General features: G+C 72.9%; 19 protein-coding genes. 16 read left to right on the forward strand and 3 right to left on the reverse strand.

Going from position 1 to position 19,929, the window contains the following annotated elements:
- Window positions 1–336 precede the first annotated feature (336 nt).
- Entirely contained in the window at window positions 337–1,596 is a 1,260-nt protein-coding gene (locus tag ACFVT2_RS27405; protein ID WP_390022135.1) for a cytochrome P450, read from the reverse strand.
- 171 nt (window positions 1,597–1,767) lie between these two features.
- On the opposite strand from ACFVT2_RS27405, the gene ACFVT2_RS27410 reads away from it, so the two are divergent.
- The 4 genes from ACFVT2_RS27410 (at window position 1,768) to ACFVT2_RS27425 (ending at window position 4,872) form a co-directional block, all read left to right on the forward strand.
- The gene (locus tag ACFVT2_RS27410; protein WP_390022136.1) at window positions 1,768–1,995 is read left to right on the forward strand and encodes a hypothetical protein; all 228 of its coding nucleotides are present in this window, start codon (window positions 1,768–1,770) and stop codon (window positions 1,993–1,995) included.
- Window positions 1,996–2,163: 168 nt separating this feature from the next.
- The gene (locus ACFVT2_RS27415) at window positions 2,164–2,817 is read left to right on the forward strand and encodes a hypothetical protein (RefSeq protein WP_390022137.1); all 654 of its coding nucleotides are present in this window, start codon (window positions 2,164–2,166) and stop codon (window positions 2,815–2,817) included.
- 70 nt (window positions 2,818–2,887) lie between these two features.
- Window positions 2,888–4,366 (forward strand): AlkA N-terminal domain-containing protein, encoded by a 1,479-nt coding sequence (locus ACFVT2_RS27420; protein ID WP_390022138.1) that lies wholly within the window; start codon window positions 2,888–2,890, stop codon window positions 4,364–4,366.
- A complete protein-coding gene (locus ACFVT2_RS27425; RefSeq protein ID WP_390022139.1) occupies window positions 4,363–4,872 on the forward strand; it encodes a methylated-DNA--[protein]-cysteine S-methyltransferase in 510 nt (169 codons plus the stop codon). The genes ACFVT2_RS27420 and ACFVT2_RS27425 overlap by 4 nt, the downstream gene beginning before the upstream one ends.
- A gap of 58 nt (window positions 4,873–4,930) precedes the next feature.
- On the opposite strand, the gene ACFVT2_RS27430 is transcribed toward ACFVT2_RS27425, so the two are convergent.
- Together ACFVT2_RS27430 and ACFVT2_RS27435 are read right to left on the reverse strand one after the other, a co-directional pair.
- The gene (locus ACFVT2_RS27430) at window positions 4,931–5,695 is read right to left on the reverse strand and encodes an SDR family oxidoreductase (RefSeq protein ID WP_390022140.1); all 765 of its coding nucleotides are present in this window, start codon (window positions 5,693–5,695) and stop codon (window positions 4,931–4,933) included.
- A 188-nt stretch (window positions 5,696–5,883) separates the two neighbouring features.
- Window positions 5,884–6,882, reverse strand: a complete 999-nt coding sequence (locus tag ACFVT2_RS27435; protein ID WP_390022141.1) for a ScbA/BarX family gamma-butyrolactone biosynthesis protein — start codon at window positions 6,880–6,882, stop codon at window positions 5,884–5,886.
- Between the two features lie 175 nt (window positions 6,883–7,057).
- On the opposite strand from ACFVT2_RS27435, the gene ACFVT2_RS27440 reads away from it, so the two are divergent.
- The 12 genes from ACFVT2_RS27440 (at window position 7,058) to ACFVT2_RS27495 (ending at window position 19,926) form a co-directional block, all read left to right on the forward strand.
- Window positions 7,058–7,768, forward strand: coding sequence for a ScbR family autoregulator-binding transcription factor (locus ACFVT2_RS27440; RefSeq protein WP_390022143.1), 711 nt, complete (start codon window positions 7,058–7,060; stop codon window positions 7,766–7,768).
- Window positions 7,769–8,322: 554 nt separating this feature from the next.
- Window positions 8,323–10,791, forward strand: a complete 2,469-nt coding sequence (locus tag ACFVT2_RS27445; protein ID WP_390022144.1) for an MFS transporter — start codon at window positions 8,323–8,325, stop codon at window positions 10,789–10,791.
- 767 nt (window positions 10,792–11,558) lie between these two features.
- On the forward strand, window positions 11,559–12,257 hold the full coding sequence (locus tag ACFVT2_RS27450; protein ID WP_390022146.1) for a DUF4232 domain-containing protein: 699 nt from the start codon (window positions 11,559–11,561) through the stop codon (window positions 12,255–12,257).
- A 157-nt stretch (window positions 12,258–12,414) separates the two neighbouring features.
- On the forward strand, window positions 12,415–13,494 hold the full coding sequence (locus tag ACFVT2_RS27455) for a hydrogenase expression protein HypE (RefSeq protein ID WP_390022147.1): 1,080 nt from the start codon (window positions 12,415–12,417) through the stop codon (window positions 13,492–13,494).
- A 67-nt stretch (window positions 13,495–13,561) separates the two neighbouring features.
- The gene (locus ACFVT2_RS27460; protein ID WP_390022240.1) at window positions 13,562–15,346 is read left to right on the forward strand and encodes a nickel-dependent hydrogenase large subunit; all 1,785 of its coding nucleotides are present in this window, start codon (window positions 13,562–13,564) and stop codon (window positions 15,344–15,346) included.
- Complete coding sequence (locus tag ACFVT2_RS27465) at window positions 15,343–15,891, forward strand: hypothetical protein (protein WP_390022149.1); 549 nt, start codon at window positions 15,343–15,345, stop codon at window positions 15,889–15,891. Before ACFVT2_RS27460 ends, ACFVT2_RS27465 begins: the two co-directional genes overlap by 4 nt.
- Entirely contained in the window at window positions 15,888–16,535 is a 648-nt protein-coding gene (locus ACFVT2_RS27470) for a DUF5947 family protein (protein WP_390022150.1), read from the forward strand. Before ACFVT2_RS27465 ends, ACFVT2_RS27470 begins: the two co-directional genes overlap by 4 nt.
- Window positions 16,532–17,227 carry a DUF6084 family protein gene (locus ACFVT2_RS27475; RefSeq protein WP_390022151.1) on the forward strand — a complete coding sequence of 232 codons (696 nt, stop codon included), beginning with the start codon at window positions 16,532–16,534 and terminating at the stop codon, window positions 17,225–17,227. Before ACFVT2_RS27470 ends, ACFVT2_RS27475 begins: the two co-directional genes overlap by 4 nt.
- Window positions 17,224–18,621, forward strand: a complete 1,398-nt coding sequence (locus tag ACFVT2_RS27480) for a hypothetical protein (RefSeq protein ID WP_390022153.1) — start codon at window positions 17,224–17,226, stop codon at window positions 18,619–18,621. Before ACFVT2_RS27475 ends, ACFVT2_RS27480 begins: the two co-directional genes overlap by 4 nt.
- 110 nt (window positions 18,622–18,731) lie before the next feature.
- The gene (locus tag ACFVT2_RS27485; protein WP_390022154.1) at window positions 18,732–19,301 is read left to right on the forward strand and encodes a hydrogenase maturation protease; all 570 of its coding nucleotides are present in this window, start codon (window positions 18,732–18,734) and stop codon (window positions 19,299–19,301) included.
- Entirely contained in the window at window positions 19,295–19,396 is a 102-nt protein-coding gene (locus ACFVT2_RS27490; RefSeq protein ID WP_390022156.1) for a DUF6893 family small protein, read from the forward strand. The genes ACFVT2_RS27485 and ACFVT2_RS27490 overlap by 7 nt, the downstream gene beginning before the upstream one ends.
- A 149-nt stretch (window positions 19,397–19,545) precedes the next feature.
- Complete coding sequence (locus tag ACFVT2_RS27495; protein ID WP_390022157.1) at window positions 19,546–19,926, forward strand: hydrogenase maturation nickel metallochaperone HypA; 381 nt, start codon at window positions 19,546–19,548, stop codon at window positions 19,924–19,926.
- Window positions 19,927–19,929 lie beyond the last annotated feature (3 nt).

Here is a 19,929-nt window from a genome sequence, read left to right on the forward strand (position 1 = left end):
GCGCGCCCAGGGCGACGGCGGCCTGGACCACTCCGCCCTCCTCCGCGGCGTCGAACGCCTCTCCGGATACGACCTCAAGGACTGAGACCCGGTCAGCGGTTCCGTACCGCGACCGGCACCGGACAACCGGCGCCGTGGCCGCCGCACTGCGGCCGCGGCGCCGGTGCGCTGTTTCCGGCCGCGCCTCGCACGCGGCCAGCCCATGTCCCGGACGCGTCCGGTACACGTCCCGTACGCGTCCCGCGCGCATCCCCTGAAGGGGCGGTGAACCGCTCGGGGCTGGCGGCCAGGCCGGTCAGTTCCGAGCGTGCTGCACGCGAATTCGAGGGGGGAACGTCACGTCCGCACCACCGGTGCCGCCCGCAGCGGCCCCAGGACGACGGGGAGTTGAGCCGGTCCACGCATCAGCCGCGTCCGTCGCCACGTGACACCGTCGGGGCTGTCGGGGCCGGCGGCGTCATGGCGAGCGTCCGCCGCCAGCCGCAGTCCGGGGAAGCGGGCGAGCAGCACCTCGAACGCGATCCGGGCCTCGGTGCGGGCCAGCGCCGCACCCAGGCAGTGGTGCGGACCGTGCCCGAACGACAGATGCCCGCTCGGGACCGCCCGCTCCAGCCGCACCGTGTCCGGCTCGTCGAACCGCGCCGGATCGCGGTTGGCGCCACCGGGGGAGACGAGGACCACGTCCCCCGCCCCGATGCGGACGCCGCCGAGGTCGAACTCCTTCGTGGCGTAACGGAAGGTCGCCAGCGTCACGGGCGCCTCGTACCGCAGGAACTCCTCCACCGCGGCGGGCAGCAGCCCCGGATCGTCCCGCAGGCGGGCGCGCAGCGCGTCGTCGCGGAGCAGGGCCAGCAGCCCGTTGCCGATCAGATTGGCCGTGGTCTCGTGCCCGGCGACCACCAACAGCACGGCCAGCGAGACGAGTTCGGGCTCGGTCAGCCGGTCGCCGGCATCCCGGGCGGCGATCAGAGCGCTCAGCACGTCGTCCCCGGGCGCCGCGCGCCGCGCCGCGATCAGCTCCGTCACATACCCGGCCAGCGCGTGCGAGGCCCGGTCCGCGGTGTCCGGATCCGCCGCCGCGAACAGGTCGTCGGACCACCGGCGCACCGCATCCCGGTCCGCCTCCGGCACCGCCAGCAGCTCGCAGATCACCGCGATCGGCAGCGGTGCCGCGAAGCCCTCGACCAGATCGACCGGCCCGCCGTCGGCCGCCTCCCCGGCCCGGCCCAGCGCCGCGGCCAGCCCCTCCGCGATCTCCCGGACCCGGGGCGCCAGTCGGCCCACCGCCGCCGGAGTGAACGCCGTCATGGCCAGTTTCCGCAGCCGGCCGTGGTCCGGTGGATCGGTGGCCAGCATGCTCCGACTGACGGCGGGCGCCAGATCGCGCCCGGACGGCCGGTCCGCGAAATACCGCGCGGTGTCCTTCGACAGCCGCCCGTCGGCCATCGCCGCCCGCGCCTCCGCCCAGCCGGTCACCACCCAGGTCGTACGGTCCTTGCCGGTCCGCACCCGCTGCACCGGGCCGCGCGCCCGGAGCGCGGCGAGCAGCGGATACGGGTCCCGGGAGAACTCGGCGGACTCCATGGGGTTGTTCACTGGCACCCTCGTGCTCTCGCTCTCGATTCAGGTCCGCGCCCGCCCTTCCTGGCCGGCCCGGAAACCACCCCGCACCGGCGCCGGCCTCCCCGCCCGGCCGGGATCCCTTCCGTCCGGGTGAGATCCCACCGCCGAGGTGCGAGCGTGCGGAGCCCGGCGCACGCTGGAGGCATGTCCGAGCATCCGCCTGTCATCGTGCACCCACCGACGCCCTCCGGTGGACGCCGGGTGACCGTGCACGGGCAGATCGTCGGCTTGGCCCATGGCCGCGGGGACGTGGCCGAGTTCCTCCGCCGCGCGGGCGTCGCCAACCCGGTCGAGGACATCGCCCTGGACGACCCCCGCCTGGTCGAGTGGCGCGGCGGCTCCCTTAACGACTGGCCGATGCCGTCGGCGTGAGGGGCCCGGCCCCCTGCCCGGCCCCCGCCCAGTACCCGAGCGATACCGTTCCGCCGTGCGGTCGGCCCGGCGCACGCCACCACGCCGCCCGCACCGTCATCGCGCGGTGCCGCCGTCCTGTCCGACGGCCGCGCCGACTCAAGGGAACGCGTACGAGGGGGACCCGGAATGTGGGATCTGGCGGAGCTGTGGCTGGAAGGCGCGGTCATGGCGGTCATCCAGACGGCCGGGCACGACACCGGCTACTGGGTCGGCGACGACGGCCTCAGCCATGACGACGGCAGTAGCAACTGGTGGCAGCTGATCCCGTTCGGTGACGGCCGGGCCGTCGTCATGGGCAAGGACCACGATCTGCCCGGGGACCTCTACGACGACCTGCCGCAGGCCCTCGCCACCGGCCCTGACTGGCTCCGCGACGCCTGGGAGGGCACGCCCGACGACCGGTTGCGGTCCGCCGTCCTGAAGCAGGCACCCATCGGCTTCTTCTCCTGGGTGGACCCGGACAGCGGCTGGCACGCCGTCCCCACCGACGACTCCCACGACGACGGCAGCCGCCTCGTCAGCGCCCCGTACAGCGGCTTCGACTGCCCGCTCTTCGACGCGTACCACGGCGTCGGTGACCTCGACGCGGCGCAGGCCCACGCCGACGCGCTCCTTGCCGCCGCACGCCGCGCCGCCCTCGACGCGGAGCTGCTCCGACCCGTCCTGCACTGCGCGGACCCCGGCCGTACGCACCCGTTCGCCCTCGATGCGGCCCTCCGGACGGCCGCCCTGGCCGGCCTCACGCCGGGCACCCGGCCCCCGGAGCTGCCCACGGGCTGACGGCACCGCCGAACGCCGTGTCCGATTTCCGCCAGAGCGCCGGCGCGGGATGGCGCACAGTGGGGGTGTGATGAGCGAGGACAGCAGGTACGAGGCGGTGCGGAGCCGGGACGCCAGGTTCGACGGGGCGTTCTTCTTCGCGGTGTCGACGACCGGGATCTACTGCCGGCCCAGCTGCCCCGCCACGACCCCGCGGCGGCGCAACGTCACCTTCTTCCCGACCGCCGCGGCCGCCCAGGGCTCCGGATACCGCGCCTGCCGGCGGTGCCGTCCCGACGCGGTGCCCGGCTCGGCCGAGTGGAACGCCCGGGCAGACGTCGTGGGGCGGGCGGTGCGCCTGATCGGCGACGGTGTGGTCGACCGGGAAGGCGTGGCCGGACTGGCGTCCCGGCTCGGCTACAGCGCCCGGCAGGTGCAACGACAGCTGACCGCCGAACTCGGCGCCGGGCCCACCGCACTCGCCCGGGCGCAGCGCGCACACACCGCGCGGGTGCTGCTCCAGACCACCGGCCTGCCGGTCGCCGAGATCGCCTTCGCCGCCGGATTCGCCAGCGTCCGGCAGTTCAACGACACCATCAAGGAGATCTACGCCCTCACCCCGAGCGGGCTGCGGGCGGTCCGCCCCGGCGCCCGCTCCGGTCCGGCGACCCCGTCCGGCACGCCCGGTGTGCTGCCGCTGCGGCTGGCGTTCCGCGGCCCGTACGCGGCGCGGCAGGTCTTCGACTACCTGGAACAGCGGGCGTTCGACGGGATCGAGGAGGTCACCGGGGCACCCGGCCGCCGCACGTACCGGCGGACCCTGCGGCTGCCCAACGGCACCGGCATCGCGGAGGTCGACGAGGTCGTCGGCGACGGCTGGCTGGACTGCCGGCTGCACCTCACCGAACTGCGCGACCTCACCACCGCGGCCCAACGTATCCGCCGCCTGTTCGACCTCGACGCCGACCCGTACGCGGTCGGTGAACGACTCGGCGCGGACCCCGTGCTGGCCCCGCTGGTCGCCCGGTGCCCGGGACTGCGGTCCCCGGGCACGGTGGACCCGGACGAGCTCGCGGTGCGCGCAGTCCTCGGCCGGCGGACCGGGACCGCCGCCGGCCGGGCCCTGGGCGCACGCCTGGTCGCCGCGCACGGGGAGCCGCTGCCGCGGCCCGCCGGCACCCTCACCCACCTCTTCCCGCGGGCCGCGGAGCTGGCCCGGGCGCCGCTCACCGGGCTCGACCTGCCCCCGTCGCGGGCCGCCGCGCTGCGCGCCCTCGCCGCCGCGCTCACCACCCGGGACGTCGTCCTGGACGCCGGGACCGACCGCGACCGGGCCGAACGCGCGCTGCGCGCACTCCCCGGCATCGGCCCGTGGACCGCCGGCTACCTCCGCATGCGGGCCCTGGGCGACCCCGACGTCCTCCTGGGCGAACCGCCCTCGGGCACCGCCCCGGCCCTCTGGAGCCCGTGGCGCTCCTACGCGACCCACTACCTCTGGGCCGCCGACTCCGCCGCCCCCACCGCCTCCGCCGCACGGCACCGGAACCCGACAGAACGGATCGACGCATGACCCTGTACGCCACCCTCGACAGCCCCCTGGGCGAACTCCTGCTGGTGGGCGAGCGATCGGCCACCGCGCCCGGCGGCACCGCGCTGGCCTCGCTCTCCGTACCGGGCCAGAAGCGCGGGACGGTCGTCCAGGAGGGCTGGACGCACGATCCGGCCGCGTTCGCCGAGATCGCCCGCCAGCTCCGCGGCTACTTCGACGGCGTGCCGGACCCGTTCACCTTCGCAGCCGTCCCCCGCGGCACCGACTTCCAACAACGCGTCTGGGCGGCGCTGGAGGCCATCCCGTACGGCACGACCACCACCTACGGGGCGATCGCCGCCGCCATCGGCGCACCGCGCGGCGCCGTCCGCGCCATCGGGACGGCGATCGGCGCCAACCCCCTCCTGGTCGTCCGGCCCTGTCACCGCGTCATCGGCGCCGACGGCTCGCTCACCGGCTACGCGGGCGGCCTGGAGCGGAAGCGGCTGTTGTTGGGGTTGGAGGGGGTGCGCTCGGGCGCCGCCTGAGACGGCGGGGCGCGGCCCGGGCGCTCCGGACGGGGGTCGGAGCGCCCGGACGCGACCGTCAGAGCATCGACCCGCCGGTGACGTCGATGCGCTGGCCGGTGATCCAGCGGGAGTCGTCGGAGGCCAGGAAGGCGACCACGTCCGCGACGTCCGCGGGGCGGCCGAGCCGGTTGAACACCGAGATGGCCGCAAGTGCCGCATGTGCTTCGGGAGTTGCCCGCATGGCGGCGTTCATGTCGGTTTCTATGAATCCGGGCGCCACGGTGTTCACCGTGATCCCGCGCCCGCCGACGTCCTTGGCGAGCGTGCGGGTGAGCGTGTCGATCGCACCCTTGGAGACCCCGTAGGCGATCGTCGAGGGGAAGGCCGTGGTCGTCACCGCAGATGAGACGTTGACGATCCGCCCACCGTCGCGCATCCGCCGCAGACCGTGCTGGATGATGAAGAACGGGGCCTTGGTGTTGACCGCGATGGTCCGGTCGAACTCCTCCGGCGTCACGTCGTCGATGTGCCCCGGCAGGCTGATCGCGGCGTTGTTGACGAGGACGTCCAGGCCCGGTTCCGCGCCGGCCGCGGCCAGTTCGGCGTCGAAGGCGGTGAACAGCGCCTCGGCGTCGCCCGGGACACCCAGCTCCGCGGCGATCGGGAACGCCCGGCCGCCGGCGTCCCGGATGCTCTCGACGGTCTCCTTGGCCGCGCTGTCGTTGCTTCCGTAGTGGACGGCGACCAGCGCACCGTCCTGGGCGAGGCGCTGCGCGATGCCCCGGCCGATTCCTCGGCTCGATCCCGTTACCAGCGCGGTCTTTCCGTTGAGGTCACCCATGGTGGTTTTCGGCCTTCCGTAGTACTCATGGCGGTCATTTTTCGCCGCCGTGACCGGGGATGTCGTGGGGCGCGGCGGGTCGGCCGACGCGTCAGTCGGCCCGCCGTACGGCCGTCCGGCCTTCCGGCTCGTCGTGCGCCCGCACGGAACACGAGCCGCACGGGCTCGTGAGGATGAGCCGCGCGGGCTCATAGCGGGGAGTGGTGTGTGTCCAGGGCGGTCAGGGCCGAGACGAAGACAGGTTTGCCGTGCTGGGAGCCGGTGACCTCGACCGTGGTGGTGCCGGGGATCGCGGGCGGGACCCGGCGCGCCGCGATCAGGCACGGGGTGCCGTGCTCCGCGTAGCGGCGGAACTCCGTGCCGAAGGCGTACGGGACGAAGCGGACGGGTGCGATCAGTGCGCGGGCGGCCTGCTGAGCCGCGTCCAGCAGCGACAGGCCCGGTACGTGATCGTTCTCGGGGTTGACGACCGTGGCGTGGCCGGGCGAGATCCGCAACAGCCACTGGCCCGGACGCCCGGTGGGGGAGAGCAGCACATCGCGGTCGGCGGCACTGCCGGTCAACTCCGGCTCGACCGGCGTGCCGAGCGGGCCCGCCGGTCGTCGGGCCGCCAGCCGCTCGCCCCGGATCCGGCGGTATACGGCGGGTGAGGTGACGCTCACGCTGGAGTGCCCCGTGGCGACGATGCGGCCGCCCGCGCGGAGCGTCATGTCGAACCGGCTGCTGGCCAGCGCACCCGCCCGCATACGGGTGCGGCTGCAGGTGACGTCGATGGTCAGCCGGGTCGGCGCGCCGCTGGTGGCGTGGTGTTCGGGGTCCGTCGTGTAGACGAGGTCGCCGAGGACGAAGTGGTGGCCGAGCGGAACGCCGAGTTCGGCGTGCGACAGCAGCAGTCCCGCCTGGCGGATGGTCTCGCCGGTGAGCATGACGTGGTGTCGGCCGTGGCTCCGCACGAAGTACGGGTGGTCATGGGGCCATAGCGCGGTGACGGAGAAGTGGCTGTCGTCGAGCCGCTGCCAGGACGTGATGAGCACGTCCTGTGCGCGCGGGCGGTGCACGAACGTGCCGGGGACGGAGACTTCCTCGCCGTGCCCAGGGCGGGCCGTGGCGGGTCGATTCCAAACCGGCTGCGTCTGACGTCGGGTCGTGGGCCGAATTGTGCCGCTGACCTGCAACGTGTCGCTCATGACCGCCCCTAGGCATCAATGCGGAAGAGTTCCGGACAACGGTTAAGATACGTACCATCCGGTTTTCTTTTCAATGCCGGTGCCGAGGCGTGGAGAGCAGTCGCCGATCTGGAGGAGACTTGGGTCATAGCGAATTACTGAGAGACTCAACCCTTTGAGGGACAGGAGGCGTTCTGTGGCACGTCAGGATCGCGCGATCAGGACTCGGCGAGTGATCTTGGAAGCCGCCGCGTCGGTCTTCGACGAGCTCGGCTTCGACCGCGCGACCATCGCGGAGATCCTCGCGCGCGCTGGCGTGACGAAGGGCGCCTTGTATTTCCACTTCCCCTCCAAAGAGGACCTCGCGCTCGCGGTACTGCACGAGCAGGTGCTGGACATCGCCGTGCGGCCGCAGCAGATCAAGCTGCAGGAGTTCGTGGACGCCGGTCAGATCCTCGCGTACCGGCTCCGGCACGACGCGATCCAGCGCGGCGCCGCCCGTCTCGCCATCGAGCAGGGCTCGAACCACCTCGACCGCAAGCAGTCGATGTCGGCGTGGTCCTCGTTCGTCGAGGGCCTGCTCAAGGAGGCCAAGGCGCGCGGCGAGGTCATGGAGAGCGTCAACGTACGGGACACCGCCGAGCTGTTCGTCGGTGCCTTCGCCGGACTCCAGATGATGTCGAAGGCGTTCTCCGATCAGGGTGACCTCAGCCACCGGCTCACCGTCTTCTTCGAGCACACCCTGCCCACCATCGCCGTGCCCGCCATACTCGCCAAGCTCAAACTCGACCCGGAACGGGGCGCGCAGCTGGACGCGGAACTCCGCAGTCAGGCGGATGGGGAGGATGCGGACGGCGGGGAGGACGCGGCGGAGGCCGGCGCGGCCCTGCTGGACGCGGCTCCGTAGCGGGACTGCCGAGGCGCGGTGTTCCGGGCTCGTCGAACGAGCGGGCTCCGGCGGGGAAGTCCTCCGGTGCGGGGAAGTTGCCCGGTGGAGGGAAGTTCCCCCGGTGTACCGGTAAGTCGGTTCCGTCCCAGCGCGACCGTGGTGCGCGCACTCCACCCTTGACCCCCTCTTGATCCTTCGTCCGACTGATTGTCAGTGGCGTGCGGTTCACTGGATCCAGTGTCCGGAACGGAGTCGGGGGTGGGCGGATGAACGGGGTGACGGACGGGCCCGGGCGTGGATCGGCGCCTGGACGGGCCGGGTGGGCCCGGTGGCCGGAGGGGGCGATCGGCCGTGCGGCGCACGGAAGTTGGCGCGGGCAGTGGCTGCGCGCGGCGGGCGTGATGGAGATCACCGACCGTGGTGTGAGACGGGACCGCGTGGCTTGGAATAGCCCCCCGAATTGAAATGTTCGTCATGCACGTACCAGGGGGTGTTCCCCCTGCCCGCGCACCGCGCACCGTCGCGCACGGCGCACCCTTTCGCTCACTCCTGCCGCCCTGGAGGCCGCCCGCATGACCCGGACGACGACGGACCAGCACCCCGCGAGGACGGCGGACTCCGCCGCCGCGCTGCCGCTGCCCCCGCCCCCAGAGGGTGGACACCGCAGAGCGCGCGCCGGCATCGTCCCCGTCCTCGCCTTCGCCGGCATCGTCGTCGCGGTGATGCAGACGCTGCTCGTGCCGGTCATCAAGGACCTGCCGACGCTGCTCGGCACCGCGCCCAGCAATGCCACCTGGGTCATGACGGCCACCCTCCTCGCCGGCGCCGTCGCCACGCCCATCATGGGCCGCCTCGGCGATCTCTACGGCAAGCGGCGGATGCTGCTGGCGAGCCTCGCGATCATGGTCATCGGCTCGCTGATCTGCGGATTCACCAGCCAGTTGATCATCATGATCGTCGGCCGGGCGCTCCAGGGCTTCGCGATGGGCGCGATACCCCTCGGCATCGGCCTGATGCGCGACGAACTCCCCCGGGAGCGGCTCGGCTCGGCCATGGCCCTGATGAGCTCCTCGATCGGCGTCGGCGGCGGGCTCGCGCTGCCCGCCGCGGCCTTGGTGGCCCAGCACGCCGACTGGCACACGCTGTTCTTCGCCGCCGCCGGACTCGGTGTGCTCTCGATGCTGCTCACCCTGTTCGCCGTCCCGGAGAGCTCGGTGCGGGCGCCCGGCCGCTTCGACGTCGCCGGCGCCCTCGGCCTGTCCGTCGGCCTCGTCACCCTGCTGCTGCCGATCACCAAGGGCAGCGACTGGGGTTGGGGATCACCCACCACCCTCGGCCTGTTCGGGGCCGCGGCGCTGATCCTGGCGCTGTGGGGCGTGATGGAGCTGCGGATCTCCGACCCACTGGTCGATCTGCGCACCAGCGCCCGGCGCGAGGTGCTGCTCACCAACCTCGCCTCCATCACGGTCGGGGTGGCGTTCTACGCCATCTCGCTGGTGCTGCCCCAGCTGCTCCAACTCCCCAAGTCGACCGGCTACGGCCTCGGCCAGTCGATGGTGGTAGCCGGGCTGTGCGTGGCGCCGCTGGGGCTGACGATGATGTTCGTGGCACCGGTGTACGCCCGGATCGCCGCCCGGCGCGGCCCCAAGATCTCGCTGCTGCTCGGCATGCTGATCATCGGCATCGGCTACGGCAGTGGGATCGGCCTGATGCAGGCCCCCTGGCAGACCATCATTGTCGCGGTGGTGGTCGGCGCCGGCATCGGCCTGGCGTACTCCTCCCTCCCGGCGCTGATCGTCGGGGCCGTCGACCCGTCCGAGACCGGCGCGGCCAACGGTCTGAACACCCTGATGCGTTCGATCGGCACCTCCGTGTCCAGCGCCGTGATCGGCATGGTGCTGGCCCATATGTCCGAGCCGCTGGGGCCGGTTGCGGTGCCCACGATGGCCGGGTTCCGGGTCTCGTTCCTGATCGCCACCGCCGCGGTCGCCCTCGGCCTGCTGGTGGCGGCCTTCCTGCCGTCCCAGCGGAAGGCGGCCGGGGCGCGGGAGACGTTGGTGGCGCAGAGTGCGGAGGAACGTGACGCAGAGGCGGACGGTTCGATTGAGGACGGCGGCTCGACCCTGGCCGGGAAGCCGACTGCGTCCGGGGCCTCGGCCGGTGCGGCCGGTGAGGTCAGTTCAGTTGGTCTTGTCGATTCCGTCGACTCCGTCGATGTGGTGGGTGTGGTCGACGGGGGTGCTGCCGGGTTCCGGGGGCAGGTCGTCGACACCGCCGGTGGGCCGGTTCCGGGTGCCACCGTCACGTTGATCGACCGGCACGGGCAGCAGGCCGGGGTCACCACGGCCGCGCCCGACGGGAGTTACGCGCTCGCCGCCCCGGCCGCGGGCACCTACGTCCTCACCGGCGCCGCCCCGGGCCACATCCCGCAGGCCGTCTCGGCCACGCACTACGGCGAGGGCACGGTGGCCGAGGTGGAGCTGGTCCTGACCTCCACCGGCAGCCGGCTCCACGGCATCCTGCGCGGCGGTCCGGACGGGACCGCGCTGGCCGGTGCGAGCGTGGTGATCACCGACGGCCGGGGCGATGTGGTGACCCGCACGTCGAGCGGTGCCGACGGGCGCTGGGAGGTCGGCCAGTTGCCGGACGGTGACTACACGCTCGTCCTCAGTGCAGCGGGGCACCAACCGGAGGCGCTCGCCGTGCAGTTGACCGGTGGCGTCGGAGCGGATGCGGGGGGTGGGCCGGCCGGCCAGGACGTTCGGTTGCGGCTCACCGCCACGGTGCGCGGCACGGTCCGCGGGCCGGCCGGGCAGCCGTTGGCCGATGCCGCCGTGACCCTGCTGGAGAACGGGACGGTGGCCGGTCACACAGTCACCGGGCCGGACGGTGCCTATGCGTTCGCGGATCTGAAGGGCCGTCACTACACGCTCTCGGCAGCCGGATATCCGCCGCACGCGGCGCCGATATCCCTGGCGGGGGGCACGGACGAGCGGCTGGATCTCGACCTGGTGCAGCCGGGCGGGGCGGGGGAGCGTTGAGGGCGCGCCCCGCGTTGTCGGCTTCCCGCCGCCAAGGCGCCACTGCCGCCTTCCCGCCGGTGGCCTGACCGCCCCCAAGCCCGACCGCCACGGCTCTCGACCGTCACCAGCCCCGGCCACCTCCGCGTCCGCTGCCAGACCGGACGGGGCGTCTACCGGGGCGCGAGCCAGGACCCCTCCGTGCTGGTCCCGTCGGTGCGGGCCGTGCTGGCGGCCGTCAACCGGGCGGCGCGGAAGTAGCGCCACCGGACCCGCGAGGCCGCCCGGCGGCACCGCCGGGCGGCCGGTGGCCGGAAAGCGCCGTCCCCGTGCAACCTCAGCGTCAAGGGAAGCGTCTCGTCCACACCCTATGGTGGGATTTCGGTCGAGTGCGGACCCCGGTCCGCCCCGGGCGCACGGCGACTCCACCAGCGCTGACGCCCGGGGCCCGGCCCTGCGCACTTACCAGGGGCACGGGCCTGTGGCACGGGACGCCCGGGGCACAAGGAGTCTTCCGGGGCCGGTGGGCGGGAAGGCTGAAACGGCCGAACCTCGTAGTGCCGCGCCCGCAACCGCGGATATTTCTGCGAGCCTGGGCGGCGCACCGGTGTTCCGGCTGGTCACACAGGTCGCCGGGACAGCGTCGAACCGGGCGCGCGGCCTCGTTAGTGGGGTGTTAGTGCCTCGTTAGCGGACTGGCAGTGCTCGGGAGCACGCTGGAAGAGCAACGGACGGACCGTACGCACCCACCTTTACGAGGGTACCCACCTAACAGACGAGGGGGACTCATGTCGCTCACCATCAAGACCCTCGGCCGCGGCCGCCGTGTCGCCGCCGGATCGCTGATCGCCGTCACCGCGTTGACGCTCTCCGCCTGCCAGAACGGCACGGACAGCGCGTCCCAGTCCTCGTCGGCCGCCGCGCCCGCCACCTCCAGCGCGAACGGCGCGCCGTCGAGCGGTGGCAGTGCGCAGTCCGCGCGGAACTCGGCCCGGCCGTCCAACGTGGCCAAGCCCTCCGCCGGCACCGCCGGCGTTCCCAACGCCAGCCAGGCCAACCCCTCGGCCATGACGGCCTCGGACCGCTGCACCGCGGAGAACATGTCGCTGCGCCTGGGCCGCACCGACGTCGGCGCGGGCAACATCCGGGTGCCGCTGGTCTTCACCAACAAGGGCAAGAAGGCGTGCTCGCTGCGCGGCTTCCCGGGCGTTTCGCTGATCCAGCGCGACGGCTCGGCGGTCGGCACGCCCGCCTCCCGCGAGGGCGGCGCCGGTGGCAGCGTGCGGCTCCAGCCCGGACAGAGCGCGCACGCCGTGCTGCACACGGTCAACGAGGGCGTCTCGGACATCCCCTGCTGGAAGAACTCGCAGATCGTGTTCGTCTACCCGCCCGGCTCCAAGGAGTCCATGACCACCGGCAGCGGCGGGCTGCGGGTGTGCGGCGGCACCTTCACCGTGTCCACGGTGGAGTCCGGAGTGCCGTCCTGACGGCAGTCCCTCCTCGGGCCGTGGGGCCGTTCCGGCGCTGGTGCGTCACCGGAACGGCCCTCGTCGGCTCTCCCTGCCTCCCCGGCGGTGTTACCAAGGTGGACGGAAGCCGTGCCGAGCGCTTCCGTTGCCCACCTCCCCGAGGAGGCACATCGCCATGGATGCCGCACCTGCCCCCGCGACCGCCCCGTCCGCACGGAAGGGCGAGGACGAGTCCCCGATCCACATCCTCTGGATCAACGCCGGTCTGAGCTGCGACGGTGACTCGGTCGCGCTGACCGCCGCGACCCAGCCGAGCATCGAGGAGATCGCCCTCAGCGTGTTGCCGGGCCTGCCCAAGATCCAGGTCCACTGGCCGTTGATCGACTTCGAGAGCGGGCCCACCCAGGGCGCCGACACCTTCATCGAGTGGTTCTTCAAGGGCGAACGCGGTGAGATCGACCCGTTCGTGCTGGTCGTCGAGGGGTCCGTCCCCAACGAGGCCATCAAGCCGGAGGGCTACTGGTGCGGCTTCGGCGACGACCCCGAGACCGGGCAGCCGATCACCACCAGTGAGTGGATCGACCGGCTGGCCCCCAAGGCGCTCGCCGTCGTCGCCATCGGCACCTGTGCCACCTACGGCGGTATCCACGCCATGGCCGGCAACCCGACCGGCGCCATGGGCGTGCCCGACTACCTGGGCTGGGACTGGAAGTCCAAGGCCGGTATCCCGATCGTGTGCGTACCGGGCTGCCCCATCAAGCCGGACAACTTCTCCGAGACCCTGGTCTACCTGCTCTACCAGGCGGCCGGTGCGGCCCCGATGATCCCGTTGGACGACCAGCTGCGGCCCACCTGGCTCTTCGGCGAGACCGTGCACGAGGGCTGCGACCGGGCCGGGTACTACGAGCAGGGCCAGTTCGCCACGACCTACGACTCGCCCAAGTGTCTGGTGAAGATCGGTTGCTGGGGTCCCGTGGTCAAATGCAATGTGCCCAAGCGGGGCTGGATGGACGGCATCGGCGGCTGCCCCAACGTCGGCGGGGTCTGCATCGCCTGCACCATGCCCGGCTTCCCCGACAAGTTCATGCCGTTCATGGACGAGCCGCCCGGCGCCAAGCTCTCCAGCACCGCCAGTTCCGCCTACGGCAACGTCGTCCGCCGACTGCGCGGCATCACGGCCCGGACCGTGGACCACGAACCCAAGTGGCGGCACCGCGGCGAGAAGTTGACCACCGGCTACCGCCGCCCCTGGTGACCACACCCCTGTCCGAGGCTCCGTCAGACCCCCACCCCGGCACGCGAAGAAGGGCATGGCACAGACAATGGCACCGAAGACCAAGACGGCCGGTGACGGCAGCGGTCTGACGGAGATGTCCTGGGACCCGATCACCCGGATCGTGGGCAGCCTGGGCATCCACACCAAGATCGACTTCAAGCAGAAGCGGGTCGCCGAGTGCTACAGCACCTCGTCCGTCTTCCGCGGCTACAGCGTCTTCATGCGCGGTAAGGACCCGCGCGACGCGCACTTCATCACCAGCCGGATCTGCGGGATCTGCGGCGACAACCACGCCACCTGTTCCGTCTACACCCAGAACATGGCCTACGGCGTCAAGCCCCCGCACCTCGGCGAGTGGATCATCAACCTCGGCGAGTCCGCGGAGTACATGTTCGACCACAACATCTTCCAGGAGAACCTGGTCGGGGTCGACTACTGCGAGAAGATGGTCCGGGAGACCAACCCGGGCGTCTGGGAGCTCGCCCAGCGCACCGAGGCCCCGCACGCCGGCGAGCACGGCTACCGCACCATCGCCGACATCATGACCTCCCTCAACCCCATCGAGGGCGAGTTCTACCGCGAGGCGCTGCAGGTCAGCCGCTACACCCGGGAGATGTTCTGCCTGATGGAGGGCCGCCATGTGCACCCCTCCACGCTCTACCCGGGCGGCGTCGGCACCTTGGCCAGCGTCCAGCTCTTCACCGACTACCTCAGCCGGCTGATGCGCTACGTCGAATTCATGAAGCGCGTGGTGCCGCTCCACGACGACCTTTTCGACTTCTTCTACGAGGCGCTGCCCGGCTACGAGGAGGTCGGCCGGCGGCGGGTGCTGCTCGGCTGTTGGGGCGCGCTCAACGACCCCGAGCACTGCGACTTCACCTACCGCAACATGACGGACTGGGGTCGCAAGATGTTCGTCACCCCGGGCGTCATCGTCGACGGGAAGCTGGTCACCAACGACCTCACCGAGATCAACCTCGGCATCCGCATCCTGCTCGGCAGCTCCTACTACCAAGACTGGGAGGGCCAGGAGCAGTTCGTCACCCACGACCCGCTCGGCAACCCCATCGACCCGCGCCACCCCTGGAACCAGCACACCATCCCCGCCCCGCAGAAGCGGGACTTCAACGACAAGTACAGCTGGGTGATGTCGCCGCGCTGGTTCGACGGCAAGGAGCACCTGGCGCTGGACACCGGCGGCGGCCCGATCGCCCGCCTGTGGTCCACCGCGCTGTCCGGGCTCGTCGACACCCCGTACGTCAAGGCCACCGGCAACAGCGTCGTCATCGACCTGCCGCGCAGCATGACCCGGCCCGAGACCCGCTTCGAGTGGAAGATCCCGAAGTGGAGCAACGCGCTGGAGCGCAACCGCGCCCGCACCTACTTCCAGGCGTACGCGGCGGCCATGGCGCTGCACTTCGCCGAACAGGGGCTCCAGGAGGTGCGCGCCGGACGCACCCAGACCTGGGAGAAGTTCGAGGTCCCCGACGAGTCCATCGGCTGCGGTTTCACCGAGGCGGTGCGCGGCGTCCTCTCGCACCACATGGTCATCCGCGACGGGAAGATCGCCAACTACCACCCCTACCCGCCGACTCCGTGGAACGCCAGCACCCGCGACTCCTACGGCACCCCGGGCCCCTACGAGGACGCGGTGCAGAACACCCCGATCTTCGAGGAGAACTCCCCGGAGAACTTCAAGGGCATCGACATCATGCGGGCGGTGCGCAGCTTCGACCCGTGCCTGCCGTGCGGCGTCCACATGTACGTCGGCAACGGCCGGACCGTGCAGAGCATGCACGTGCCCACCGGGCTGAGCGGGCTCGCCGGATGACCGCGCCCGTCGCCGCCCCCGACGCCGAACTGACCGGCCGTCGGGTCGAGGAACTGCTGGCCCGGCTCACCGAGCACGGTGACGCCGCGACGGCCGCGACCGCCGAGGAACTCGTCCGCGTCCTGATGGACTTCTACGGCGCCGGACTGACCCGCATCATGCACCTGGTCGAGCGGCGCACCGGCGCGGACGGGCCACGGACCGCCCTGCTGGGGGACGCCCTGGTCAGCGGCCTGCTGGTGCTGCACGACCTGCACCCGGAGGACGCCGCCACCCGCATCGACCGGGCACTGGCCAGCGTACGGAGCCAGGACGCGGTCGAGGTCGCGGAGTTCGTCCCGGAGACCGGGGCGCTGCGGCTGGCGGAGAGCGCCGCCGGCGGCTGCGGGTGCGGCGGCGCGGCCGACCGGTCGGAGATCGAGGGCGCGCTGTCCTGCTTCGCGCCGGAGGTCACCTCGGTCGCGTGGGAGACCCGGACCGCGGCTCCGGAGCTGCCCCTGCTCCAGATCTCCCGCCGTCCGCCGACCGCCGCCCCGGCGTCGTGAGCGCCCCGTCGACCGCCGCCGCCCACCGCGGCCTGCGGCGCTTCCGGGCCCCCGCGCCCCCGCCGCCCGAACGCTGCGAACTGTGCGGCACCGAACTCGGCGGCCGCCACCGCCACCTGGTCGACACCCGGAACCGCGCGCTGGCCTGCGCCTGCCCGCACTGCGCGCTGCTCTTCGAGCGGCCCGGGGCCGGCGGCGGGCAGTTCCGCACCGTCCCGGACCGCTTCCTGACCGACCCCGGCCACCACCTCGACGACGCGGTCTGGGACCGGCTCCGGATCCCCGTCGGCGTCGCCTTCCTCCTGGACAACGCCGCCCTGGGCCGGGTGGTGGCGCTCTACCCCAGCCCGGCCGGCGCCACCGAGAGCGAACTCGACCCGGCCGCCTGGCAGGCCGTCCGCGACGCCACCCGCCTGGCCGACCTCCTCGCCCCGGACGTCGAGGCCCTGCTGCTGCACCGCGGCGACGGCCGCACCGACTGCCACCTGATCCCGGTCGACCTCGCCTACGAACTCACCGGCCGGCTGCGGCTGTTGTGGCGCGGCTTCGACGGCGGCGCCGAGGCCCGCGCCGCCCTGGCGGACTTCTTCGCCGACATCGCCCGCCGGGCCCGGGAACCGCGCGAGGAGGCCCAGCGGCCGTGACCGAGCTGTCCTTCGTCTGCACCGGCGTCCGCGCCGACCGCTACGCCGCCGCCCCGACCCTCCTCTTCCGGCTGCGGATCACCGCCGCCGGAGCGGCACGGGTGCACGCCCTGGCACTCCGCTGCCAACTGCGCATCGAACCGGCCCGGCGCGACTACGACCCCGAAGAGGCCGCCGCGCTGGCCGACCTCTTCGGGGTGCGGTCCCGTTGGGGCAGCACCCTCAAGCCCCTCCAGTTCGCCCAGGTCTCCCTGATCGTCCCCGGCTTCACCGGCGAGACCGAGGTGGACCTGCCGGTCCCGTGCAGCTACGACCTGGAAGTCGCCGCCGGCCGCTACGTCCACGCCCTGCGCGACGGCGAGGTGCCGCTGCTGCTGCTCTTCTCCGGCACCGTCTTCGCCGGCCCGGGCGGCTTCCAGGTCACCCCGGTGCCCTGGCACAAGGAAGCCGAGTGCCGGCTCCCGACCGCCGTGTGGCGCGAGATGACCGACACCCACTTCCCCGGCTGCGGCTGGCTGCGGCTGCCGCGGGAGAGCCTGGACGGGCTGCTGGCGTTCCGGTCCCGGCACGCCCTGCCGTCCTGGGAGGCCACCGTCGCGGCGCTGCTGGCCGCCGCGGACGGCGCCGGACCGGGATCCCCGGGCTTCCCCACCGCCGTCGCCCGCCCCGTCACCGAGAGGACCGCACCGTGACCACCCCCGCGCCCACGGACCCCCTGGCGGAACGGTTCGCCGCCGCCCGGCACGTCGCGGACGCCGTGCTCTTCGAGGGCTACGTGCTCTACCCCTACCGGGCGTCCGCCGCCAAGAACCGGCTGCGCTGGCAGTTCGGCGTCCTCGTACCGCCCGGCTGGGGCGCCGACCGGGCCGAAACCTCCCACCAGCGCACCGAATGCCTCATGGAGCCCCGCGCCGGCGCCCGGCTCCGCGTCGAGCTCAGGTTTCTGCGCGCCCAGCGGCGTACCGTCCAACGCCGGTGCCCCGACGGGGAGTTCGTGACCGTACCGGAACTGGAACTTCCCGACCGGGTGCTGGTCCCGTGGGACGAGGGCATCGAGGAGCGCTGCCCGCTCGACGTGGCGGTCGCCGACCTCGCCGGGGACGGCGTCACCGTCCCGTTGACCTGGCCACCGGGCGAGGACACCGAGCCGGTACATGACGCCGACGGCCAGCTCGTCGGCCGGCTGGTGCGCCGCCGCGAAGAGATCAACGGGGTGCTGCGGCTGACCGCGGAGGAGATCGCCGGCCCGTACGCGGTGGTCAAGCTGACCGCGACGGTGCAGAACACCGGCGACTGGGTCCCGGACCCGGCGACGGACGACCGGGACGCGGCCCTGCCCCGCTCACTGGTCGCCGCACACCTCCTCCTCGGCCTGAGCGCCGGCCGGTTCCACTCCCAGACCGACCCGCCCGAATGGGCCCGGGGCGCGGTCGCCGACTGCCGCAACGAACACACCTGGCCGGTGCTGGCCGGCCCGCCCGGGAGTACCCAGGTGATGCTGTCCGCCCCGATCATCCTGGAGGACCACCCGGCCATCGCCCCCGAGAGCCCCGGCGCGCTCTACGACGCCCTGGAGATCGACGAGATCCTCGCCCTCCGCACGGCGGCCCTCACCGACCAGGAGAAACGCGAGGCCCGCGGCACCGACCCCCGGGCCGCCGAGGTGATCGACCTCGCCGACGGGATGCCGCCCGAGGTGCTGGAGCGGCTGCACGGTGCCGTACGGGCGCTGCGCGAGGTCACCGGACCCGACCCGGCCCCGCAACCGACCCGTCCCGACACGCCCTGGTGGGACCCGGCCGGTGACCGCGACGTGGACCCGCTGACCGACCGGATCACCGTCGACGGCCGCTCGGTCGGCGCCGGAAGCCGGGTGGCGCTGAACCCCGGCCGACGCCGCACCGACGCCCAGGACCTCTTCCTGCACGGGCGCACCGCACAGATCGAGGCCGTCCTGCACGACGTGGACGGCGGGGTGCACCTCGCGGTGACCGTCGACGGCGACCCGGGCGCCGACATCCGGCGCGAACAGGGCCGGTTCCTCTACTTCCAACCCGACGAACTCGCGCTCCTGGAGGACGAGTGAGCAGCGACCCGCCCCCCAGCTTCCCGCCCGGCCGCACCGCGCCCCTCCCACCCGGCCCCGCTGCGCCTTTCCCGCCCGGCCCCGCTGTGCCCTTCCCACCCGGCCGCACTGTGCCTTTCCCACCCGGCCGCACCCTGATTGCCGGCGTCGGCAACATCTTCCTCGGCGACGACGGCTTCGGCGTCGAGGCGGTCCGCGTACTCGGCGCGCACACCCTCCCCGATGGCGTGGAACTGGTCGACGCCGGCGTCCGCGGCGTACACCTCGCCTACCGGATGCTGGACGGCTACGCGACGGTGCTGTTGGTGGACGCCGCGGCCCGCGGCGGCGAGCCCGGCGCGCTCTACCTCCTCGACGCCACGGACGCCACAGACGCAGCCGACACCGCGGCCCGCCCCGGGAACACCCCGATCGACGCCCACCACATGACCCCGGACGCCGTCCTGGCGCTGCTCGACACGCTCAGCGCGGGCACCGGCGCCCGCGGCCCGGAACGCGTCCTGGTCGTCGGCTGCGAACCCGCCGACACCACCGAAGGGATCGGCCTGAGCGCGCCGGTCGCCGCCGCCGTCGACGAGGCCGTCCGGCTCGTACTGCGGCTGGTCGGCGCCGACGAACCGGAGCCGGCTGCCACCGGTGCACCGGCTGCCCCCAGTGAGAGGAACACGACACCATGCTGAAGTTCGCCCTCGGCGGCGCCCTGGCCGCCGCCCTCGCGCTCGCCCTGCGCAACCTGCCCGACGTCAAGCGCTATCTGCGGATGCGCGCCATGTGAGGCCGGGCCGGTTCCACGGGTGGCGGGCGCGCTGCACCGAACGGTGTATGCCGCCGCGCCACCCCGGCGAGGCACCCCGGACGCCCCGGGACCGCACCGTCTAATGAAGCCAGCGGCAACCGGTCGTCACACCAGAGAGAGACGGACCGATGCACGAGATGTCCATCGCGCTGGCGGTCATCGACCAGGTGGAAAGCGCGCTACGGCCCGCCGGCGCGACCGCGGTCAGCAGCGTCCGGCTCCAGGTCGGCGAACTGGCCGGCGTGGTCCCCGACGCCCTGGCCTTCTCCTTCCAACTCGCGTGCGAGGGCACGGTGCTGGCCGGCGCCGAGCTGATCACCGAACCGGTCGCGGCCCGCGCCCGCTGCGGTTCCTGCGACCGGACCTGGCCGGCGGGCATGCCGCCGCGCCTGAGCTGCCCCGGGTGCGGCGGGGCGTCCGTGGAGCTGCTCTCCGGCCGCGAACTGCGGATCGTCGACGTCAGCTGGCAGGACGCCCCGGTACCCCCTCCGATGCACGAGGAGCGCTGATCC

Source organism: Streptomyces sp. NPDC058000, assembly GCF_042886435.1.
In the GTDB taxonomy this organism is placed as follows: domain Bacteria; phylum Actinomycetota; class Actinomycetes; order Streptomycetales; family Streptomycetaceae; genus Streptomyces.

Excerpts from the sequence above, each read along its gene's own strand:
- ACFVT2_RS27425 (WP_390022139.1), top strand. The coding sequence starts at position 4,363 with ATGACCCTGTACGCCACCCTCGACAGCCCCCTGGGCGAACTCCTGCTG.
- ACFVT2_RS27495 (WP_390022157.1), top strand. The coding sequence starts at position 19,546 with ATGCACGAGATGTCCATCGCGCTGGCGGTCATCGACCAGGTGGAAAGC.
- ACFVT2_RS27430 (WP_390022140.1), bottom strand. The coding sequence starts at position 5,695 with ATGGGTGACCTCAACGGAAAGACCGCGCTGGTAACGGGATCGAGCCGA.
- ACFVT2_RS27455 (WP_390022147.1), top strand. The coding sequence starts at position 12,415 with ATGGATGCCGCACCTGCCCCCGCGACCGCCCCGTCCGCACGGAAGGGC.
- ACFVT2_RS27415 (WP_390022137.1), top strand. The coding sequence starts at position 2,164 with ATGTGGGATCTGGCGGAGCTGTGGCTGGAAGGCGCGGTCATGGCGGTC.
- ACFVT2_RS27435 (WP_390022141.1), bottom strand. The coding sequence starts at position 6,882 with ATGAGCGACACGTTGCAGGTCAGCGGCACAATTCGGCCCACGACCCGA.
- ACFVT2_RS27450 (WP_390022146.1), top strand. The coding sequence starts at position 11,559 with ATGTCGCTCACCATCAAGACCCTCGGCCGCGGCCGCCGTGTCGCCGCC.
- ACFVT2_RS27445 (WP_390022144.1), top strand. The coding sequence starts at position 8,323 with ATGACCCGGACGACGACGGACCAGCACCCCGCGAGGACGGCGGACTCC.
- ACFVT2_RS27490 (WP_390022156.1), top strand. The coding sequence starts at position 19,295 with ATGCTGAAGTTCGCCCTCGGCGGCGCCCTGGCCGCCGCCCTCGCGCTC.
- ACFVT2_RS27410 (WP_390022136.1), top strand. The coding sequence starts at position 1,768 with ATGTCCGAGCATCCGCCTGTCATCGTGCACCCACCGACGCCCTCCGGT.
- ACFVT2_RS27465 (WP_390022149.1), top strand. The coding sequence starts at position 15,343 with ATGACCGCGCCCGTCGCCGCCCCCGACGCCGAACTGACCGGCCGTCGG.
- ACFVT2_RS27420 (WP_390022138.1), top strand. The coding sequence starts at position 2,888 with ATGAGCGAGGACAGCAGGTACGAGGCGGTGCGGAGCCGGGACGCCAGG.
- ACFVT2_RS27460 (WP_390022240.1), top strand. The coding sequence starts at position 13,562 with ATGGCACCGAAGACCAAGACGGCCGGTGACGGCAGCGGTCTGACGGAG.